7 protein-coding genes and 1 pseudogene are annotated in these 7,198 nt (G+C 70.4%); 4 read left to right on the top strand and 4 right to left on the bottom strand.

Annotation, left to right across the window (positions count from 1 at the left end; genetic code table 11):
* Positions 1-392: MerR family transcriptional regulator (locus E1285_RS41920; RefSeq protein ID WP_132160337.1), on the top strand; the 392-nt coding region annotated here is incomplete at its 5' end.
* Positions 393-406: 14 nt separating this feature from the next.
* Here the strand turns inward: E1285_RS41920 and E1285_RS41925 are convergent.
* Together E1285_RS41925 and E1285_RS41930 are read right to left on the bottom strand one after the other, a co-directional pair.
* On the bottom strand, positions 407-1,129 hold the full coding sequence (locus tag E1285_RS41925; protein ID WP_132160339.1) for a class I SAM-dependent methyltransferase: 723 nt from the start codon (positions 1,127-1,129) through the stop codon (positions 407-409).
* A 112-nt stretch (positions 1,130-1,241) separates the two neighbouring features.
* Positions 1,242-2,882 carry a DASS family sodium-coupled anion symporter gene (locus tag E1285_RS41930; RefSeq protein WP_132160341.1) on the bottom strand — a complete coding sequence of 547 codons (1,641 nt, stop codon included), beginning with the start codon at positions 2,880-2,882 and terminating at the stop codon, positions 1,242-1,244.
* 205 nt (positions 2,883-3,087) lie between these two features.
* Between E1285_RS41930 and E1285_RS41935 the strand changes: the two genes are divergently transcribed.
* From E1285_RS41935 to E1285_RS41945, 3 genes are all read left to right on the top strand, one after another.
* The gene (locus E1285_RS41935; RefSeq protein WP_132160343.1) at positions 3,088-3,993 is read left to right on the top strand and encodes a LysR family transcriptional regulator; all 906 of its coding nucleotides are present in this window, start codon (positions 3,088-3,090) and stop codon (positions 3,991-3,993) included.
* Positions 3,994-4,063: 70 nt separating this feature from the next.
* On the top strand, positions 4,064-5,137 hold the full coding sequence (locus E1285_RS41940; RefSeq protein ID WP_132160345.1) for a tartrate dehydrogenase: 1,074 nt from the start codon (positions 4,064-4,066) through the stop codon (positions 5,135-5,137).
* Between the two features lie 175 nt (positions 5,138-5,312).
* Positions 5,313-5,783 carry a hypothetical protein gene (locus E1285_RS41945; RefSeq protein WP_132160347.1) on the top strand — a complete coding sequence of 157 codons (471 nt, stop codon included), beginning with the start codon at positions 5,313-5,315 and terminating at the stop codon, positions 5,781-5,783.
* Between the two features lie 9 nt (positions 5,784-5,792).
* On the opposite strand, the gene E1285_RS41950 is transcribed toward E1285_RS41945, so the two are convergent.
* Entirely contained in the window at positions 5,793-6,560 is a 768-nt protein-coding gene (locus tag E1285_RS41950) for an aldo/keto reductase (RefSeq protein WP_207947211.1), read from the bottom strand.
* 63 nt (positions 6,561-6,623) lie between these two features.
* Positions 6,624-7,198 (bottom strand): annotated as a pseudogene (locus E1285_RS46145) (hypothetical protein); the annotation flags it as partial.

Below are 7,198 nucleotides of genomic sequence, written 5' to 3' on the forward strand. Positions count from 1 at the left end.
CCCCCACCCCCGACCGGCCGACCGAGCCCCGAACCATCGGCGAACTCGCGCACCACCTCCGCGTCACGCAGGCGACCGTCCGCAACTGGGAACGCGTCGGCATCCTCACCCCCGCACGAGACCCGGCGACCGGATACCGCGTCTTCCAGGCCCCCGACGTCCGCGACGCCGAACTCGCCCACCTCCTCAGACGCGGCGGCTACCCGCTGACCCACATAGCCACCGTCGTCCACCAGATCCGCACGGCCGGCGGCACCGGCGAACTGTCCAGCGCCCTGGACGACTGGCAGCGGAGGCTCACCACCCGCGGCCTGGCCATGCTCAACGCCGCCACCCACCTCAACGACTATTTGAACCTTCTCCACCGTCCCGAGCCCCAGCACCGTCCCTGAGACGCGGCGGGACGTCAGTCGGCAGGGGCGGCTTTGCGGGCGAGGACGAGGCGGTAGCGCGGGCTGCCGTCGTCGCGCCGGCCCAGGGGAGGCAGCGGGACGGTCGTCACGGTGAATCCGGCTGCCGTCAGTTCGTCGCGGACCTCGTGCAGCGGCATGGTGCGGTAGTACATGACGAACGGGGGACGCCACACGGCGTTGCGGACCCGCATGGCCAGGTCGAATCCGAGCAGCGCCCAGTACTGGGCCGACGTGACGGGCGGCGGCGCGCCGATCGGGAAGGCGAGGAGGCCGCCGGGCCGCAGCGCGCGGTGGACCCCGGCGAAGAGCGCGGGCCGTTCGGCGGGCAGTAGGTGCCCGAGGGCCCCGAAGGTGACCGCGAGGTCGAAGGACTCGGTGAAGGGCAGGTCGCGGACGTCCGCTCGGACCCACTCGGCATCCGGGTGCGCCTCGCGCGCCTGCGCGAGCATGCCGGCGCTGAAGTCGACGCCCGTGACGCGTCCCTGGCACAGGGGGCGAAGGGTACGCATGCCCGCGCCGGTGCCGCAGCACACGTCCAGCCCCTGGCCGAACGGCCCGAACGGACGCAGCGCGTCGGTGGTCGCGTCGAGGATGCTTTCGGGGGTGCGGAAGGGCGTCGCGTCGAACTTCGGCGCGAGCAGGTCGTAGCCGCGCTCGACCGAGGACAGCGACTGGATCGCCAGCTCACGCAGAGACGGACCTTGAGGCGAGAACACCGCCCAAGCGTACGTCGGCCCGCAGGAAGCCACCCCATCCGCCGCTGGGCCGCACCCGGCCCGGGGGAGGCCCGGGTGCGACCGAGCGCCGATGAGGGCCTCGGCGTGTGGGTCAGCCTCCTATTCCGGTGAGGGCGACCATGAGGGGGAGGCCCAGGATGATGAGGATCGCGCCGAAGATGTCGAAGGCGAAGCCGGAGCGGATCATCGTCGTGATGGGGACGACGCCCGAGCCGTAGGCGATCGCGTTCTGCGGGGTGGACACCGGGAGCATGAAGCCGAACGAGGCGGCGAACGTGGCGGCCAGCGCGGGGACGAACGGGTCGACCTGGGCGGCGACGGCGATCGGGATGATGATCGGGACGACCACCGCGGCCGAGGCCGTGTTGCTGGTGGTCTCGGAGATCACGATGGCCAGCACGGCGGCGAAGGCGGTGATGAAGAACAGGCTGGTCAGGCCGAGGGCGTCGTAGGCCGAGTCGCCGATGGTCTTGGCCAGGCCGGTGTCGGCGAGCAGGGAGCCGAAGATGATGCCCGTCCCGAACAGCAGGATCGTGCCCCAGTCGATGCGGGCGGCGTCGCTCCAGTTGAGGGCGGTCTCGCGGCGTTTCCAGTTGGTGGGCAGCAGGAACAGCAGGGACGCGCCGAGGACCGCGACGACGCCCTCGTCCAGCCGGTCGCTGATCGTCTCGTAGAACGAGGACTCGGTGCCCGCCACCAGCGCCACCACGCCGGGGAAGATCCACAGGGTGACCGTGACCGCGAAGGCGATGAGCGTGGTCTTCTCCGCCCGGCCCATCGAGCCGAGGCTCTCGCGCTCGCCCCGGACGTACTCCTCGACGCCCTCGATGCGGCGGATCTCGGGCCGGTTGAGCAGCAGCAGGACGACGGCGAGCACGACGAACATCACCGCGCACAGCGGCAGGGCGGTGAGCATCCACTGGGCGAAGGAGATCCGCTCGCCGGTGGCCTCCTCGATCAGGCCGCGTCCGATCAGGTTGGGCGGGCTGCCCACCGGGGTCAGCAGGCCGCCGACGCTGGCGCCGTAGGCGAGCATCAGGATCAGGGCCGCGCCGACGCGCAGCCGGGCGGGATCGAAGTCCTCGGCGACCATGCCGCGGTCCTGCAGCATCTTGGCGATGACCGTGAGCAGTCCGAGGGCGGTGGGCAGCAGCATCGCGACGGTCGCGGTGTTGGACACGAACGCCGACAGCACGCAGGTGATGGCGCCGAACGCGATGATCAACCGGAAGGTCGACCGGCCGACCCCGGGCAGCGACAGGATGAAGTACGCGAACCGCCGCGCCACGCCGTGCTTCAGCATCGCCTGGGCGAGGATGAACGCGCCGATGAAGGTGAAGATCGTGGTGGAGCCGAACGGTTCGAGCGCGTCGTCGGCGGGGACGACGCCGAACACCACGATCGCGCCGACCCCGATGAGCCCGCCGACCGGGATCGGCACCGGCTCGGTGACCCACATGACGATCACGCCCAGCAGGATCCCCGCGAGGGTCTGCTGGGACGGCGCCATGTCCAGCGGCAGGAGCAGGAAGACGGCGGTGACCAGCGGCGCCAGCCAGAGCCCCGTGGTGCGGCGGCCGCGCTCGAAGCGTTCCTCGGCGGGCGAGAGCCGCTGCTCACCGAGGCTGCGGTAGGTGGCCTGCACCATGAGCGCCTTGGCCACGTCGGTTCGCCCGGACCGGGTGCCGGCGGCCGCACCCGGTGGTCGCGGCTCGGTCTCGTCGGATTCCATGGGAGCACTCCTCGAGCCTGAACCCCGCCTTCATCGGCGGTGTCCTTCGGTTGTTTCGGACCCCCCGTGTCCCAGATCACATTCAAAGTGCGCGCGGTGAACGAATCCAAGACGCGTCGGCTACCGGGTTGAGAGGCTGCGCCTATAGGACGAGGCCCTGGAGCAAGACCCCTCAGGTCAAGTCCCCGGCGAAAAGGAGCTTCGCGTGGACGTCCGGCAGCTGGAGTACTTTCTCGCGGTTGTGGATAACGGGGGGTTCAACAGAGCCGCCGGCGCGCTGTTCATGGCGCAGCCGTCCCTCTCGCAGGCGATCCGCACGCTGGAGAAGGACCTGGGGACGTCGCTGTTCCACCGCACCGGCCGCCGGGTCGTCCTGACGGAGGCGGGGAAGGCGCTGATCGGGCCCGCCCGGCAGGCGGTCCGCAGCCTGGAGGTCGCGCGAGAGAGCGTCAGCGCGGCCCAGGGCCTGCGCACGGGACGCATCGCCATCGCGTCGATGCCGTCCCCCGCTATCGAACCGCTCAGCAGTATGATCCAGGACTTCGCGCAGAGGTACCCGGGGGTGGACGTCGTGCTGCGGGACGCGCCCGTCCCCGGGACGGTCATCGAGATGGTGCGAAGCGGCATCACCGAACTGGGCCTCCTGTCAGCCTGGGAACTGCCGACCGCGCCGGAGGTCGACCTCCATCCGGTGGGGCGGCAGAAGCTGGTCCTGGTCGCACCGGCCGGCGGCCCGTTCGAGCCGGGCCCGCCGCTGCCGCGGGAAAGGCTCGCCGGTCAGCGCCTGATCGCCGGCGAGGACGGCACGGCCATGCGCCGGCTGGTCGAGGAGATCCGCGCGTCCGGCGTGGACATGTCGATCACGGTCGAGACCGATCACCGGGTGGCGATCCTGTCGCTCGTCCTCAAAGGGGTGGGCGTCGCGATCCTCGCGGAGGCATGGCGGCCGCTCGCATTGCGCGCGGGCGCCGTGGTGCGCGAGCTCGACCCGCCGGGGAGGCTGCACCTGGCCCTGGTCAGCCGGAAGGGCTGGCTGAGCCCGGTGGCGGAGGAGTTCCTCACGATGGCCAAAACGAAAGGCCCCGCCGCTAGAACGACAGCCGACCGATAGGCGGGGCCTACAAACCGGATCGGGGATGCGTCTTGGACGCGTCCGCCCGCCGCTTGCTCCAATCGTCCACATGACGAGCGCACATCACCGCATCGCCTTGATCCCGGGCGACGGCATCGGCCGGGAGGTCGTCCCCGCGGCGCGGCGGGTCCTGGACACCGTGTGCGAGCGGCACGGCATCTCCCTCACCTACACCGCGTTCGACTGGTCGTGCGAGCGGTACCTGAGCGAAGGCGCCATGATGCCGGACGACGGCCTGGACCGGCTGCGTGAACACGACGCCATCCTCCTGGGCGCGGTCGGGTACCCGGGCGTGCCCGACCATGTCTCGCTCTGGGGCCTGCTCATACCGATCCGGCGCCGCTTCCACCAGTACGTGAACGAGCGTCCCATCCGGGTGTTCGAGGGCGTGGCCAGCCCGCTGCGCGACGCGCGTCCCGGCAGCGTGGACGGTGGGGTGGACTTCGTCGTCGTCCGGGAGAACGTGGAAGGCGAGTACAGCGAGATCGGCGGGCGGATCTACCAGGGCTCCCCGCAGGAGGCGGCCGTCCAGGAGTCGGTGTTCACCCGCGCCGGGGTCACCCGCATCCTCGACCACGCCTTCGCCCTGGCCGGCCGGCGCGGCGGGCGGCTCACGTCGGCGACCAAGTCCAACGGGATCGTCCACACCATGCCGTTCTGGGACGAACTCGTCGCCGAACGCGCCGCCGCCCACCCCGGCGTCACCTGGGATCAGGAGCACATCGACGCCCTGGCCGCCAAGTTCGTCCTCCGGCCCGAGCGGTTCGACGTGGTCGTCGCGTCCAACCTGTTCGGCGACATCCTCAGCGACCTGGCCGCGGCGGTCGCGGGCAGCATCGGCATCGCGCCCTCGGGCAACATCAACCCCGAGCGCCGGTTCCCGTCCATGTTCGAGCCGGTGCACGGCTCGGCCCCCGACATCGCCGGACGCGGCGTCGCCAACCCGCTCGGGACGATCTGGTCCGCCGCGATGATGCTCGACCACCTGGGCCACCCGGACGCCGCGAACGACATCACCGGCGCGATCAGGACCGTCCTGGCCGACACCGCCGTCCGCACCCCCGACCTGGGCGGCTCCGCCACCACAACCGACTTCACCGACCACCTGATCGAGACCCTGTAAACCGCCCACTCAGCCGGCGAAGGGGACAAGACGCACGCCCATGGCGGCCCTTGCGCTGATCTGGACTGCGCTGACCTGGACTCGGCCGTGTCCGCCGCGCTCGCGCGAACTTCCGGTGCTGGCTTGGCATCCAATTCCAACATCAGATTCATCCCCCCTTGCACCGGAGACCATCATGAACCGGCCGCCACCCGTGATCGCCGCGCTCGTGCTCTTGGGCGGCACCTGGGCAGTGTTCAGCTTGATGCTGGTCTCCGTCATTCCATCGACCCTCGATGCGGCCCGCGAGACCGATCGGACCCGGGCGGCATTGGGTGAGGAGGCATCGGACGGATCGGCGTACGAGTCGGCGTCGACGGAGGCGGGCCTGTTCTTCTTCGCGCTCCTGTTCGTGTTGGCGCTGTTGATCTGGGCGGCTTCGCGGGCCTTGCGCGGCGGCCAGGAGGGACGAATCGGCCTGTGGGTCACAGCGGCGCTGCTGTCCCTGCCGACTCTGGGGCTCACGCTCTGGGCGATCGCGACGGGAGGCGCCGATGTGGCGACCGTCTTCATCTTCATGGTCGCCACAGGTGCGGCAGCGGTGGCGGCGCTTCTGCTGGCACTTCCCACCGCGAACGCCTACTTCCGGAGACCGGAGCGCGTTTGACCGGCCGGTTCAGGCGAGGTCGTCGATCGCGGCGACGTCCTCCTTCGTGAGTTCGAAGCCTGCCAGGTCGAAGTTCGAGGCGACGCGCTCGCGGCGCGAGGACCTGGGGAGGATCACGATGTCGTGTTCCAGATGCCAGCGGAGGACGACCTGGGCGGGCGTCACCCCATGCCGCTCGGCGATCCCGGTGAGGACCGGGCTGCGCAGATCCGTGTTCTTCAAGCCGCTGTAGCCCTCGACGACGACCCCTCGGCGGCGGTGCTCCTCCAGCAAGGCCGAGTCATGCTGCGCCGGACTCCACGGGATCTGGTTGACCGCCGGCTGCTGCCCCGTGGCCTCGGTCAGCTGGTCGATCTGCGCCGGGCTGTAGTTGCTGACCCCGACGTTGCGGGCCAGACCCGCGTCCTTGGCGGACAGCAGCTCCTCCCACGTCGAGACGAACTCGTCCTGCCCGGTCGGCCAGTGGATGAGCCAGAGGTCCACGTAGCCGGTGTCGAGCAGGCGCAGGCTCGACTCCAGGGTGCGACGGGCCTGCCGCGCGTCCTGCGGGCGCAGCTTGGTGGTGACGAAGACCTCCTCCCGGTCCACGTCGCTTTCCTTGACGGCTCTGCCGACGTCCGCCTCGTTCTGGTACAGCGTCGCGGTGTCGATATGCCGGTAACCGACTTCAAGAGCCGAACGCACCGACTCGTAGGCCGTCTTGGGCTTCAGCTGCCACGTCCCGAAGCCGATCAGCGGCAGCGCATCCCCGCCAGGCAGGTTCACAGTCTGAGTCATGCAAGGCATTCTGCCCGGACTGCGTGCCTCGATACGGCGGACGGGCGGCCGATCTCGATCGTTCTACTGCTTGTGGAGGGTGCCGGAGCTGAGGAAGCCGCCCTTGTAGCGGACGGAGGCGCCGTCGTCCCTGAGGGTGAGGGTCTGCTTGCCCACGCTGGAGCACTTGTCGGACGGGACGCTCTTCGTCACCCGCGTCGTCACCTCGAGGATCTCCGGCGTGGCCGAGACCATCTTGCCCTTCCCCTCGCAATGCGCCCTGGAACTCGTGGTCCGGGTGGTGACGATGTCGGACCCCTTCGGCCCTTGTTCGATCACCATCCGCCGGGTCTGGCCACCGACCTTGCCCTCCCACGTCCCGATGAACGCCGCCGGGACCGGGCCCCTCTCCGCCGAACCGGTGCCCGAGTCGCCGTCATCGCCGTCGTCCCTGGGGCTGGACGGTGGGCTGGACCTATCGGGTGTAGACCTCGCCTCCTGCGAGCCGCCCGCGTCCGCGCGTGCTCGGTCGTCGTTACCGGAGCGGGTGGCGACCATCACCAGCACCCCGATCAGGATGACGCTCAGCGCCGTCACCGCCGCGATGAGCGGCAGCGTCGCCGCGCTGCGGCGGGGAGGCTGAGCGGGGGGAGGACGGT

The sequence above is a fragment of the Actinomadura sp. 7K507 genome, from assembly GCF_004348425.1.
GTDB lineage: Bacteria > Actinomycetota > Actinomycetes > Streptosporangiales > Streptosporangiaceae > Spirillospora.

Excerpts from the sequence above, each read along its gene's own strand:
- E1285_RS41930 (WP_132160341.1), bottom strand. The coding sequence starts at position 2,882 with ATGGAATCCGACGAGACCGAGCCGCGACCACCGGGTGCGGCCGCCGGC.
- E1285_RS41940 (WP_132160345.1), top strand. The coding sequence starts at position 4,064 with ATGACGAGCGCACATCACCGCATCGCCTTGATCCCGGGCGACGGCATC.
- E1285_RS41945 (WP_132160347.1), top strand. The coding sequence starts at position 5,313 with ATGAACCGGCCGCCACCCGTGATCGCCGCGCTCGTGCTCTTGGGCGGC.
- E1285_RS41950 (WP_207947211.1), bottom strand. The coding sequence starts at position 6,560 with ATGACTCAGACTGTGAACCTGCCTGGCGGGGATGCGCTGCCGCTGATC.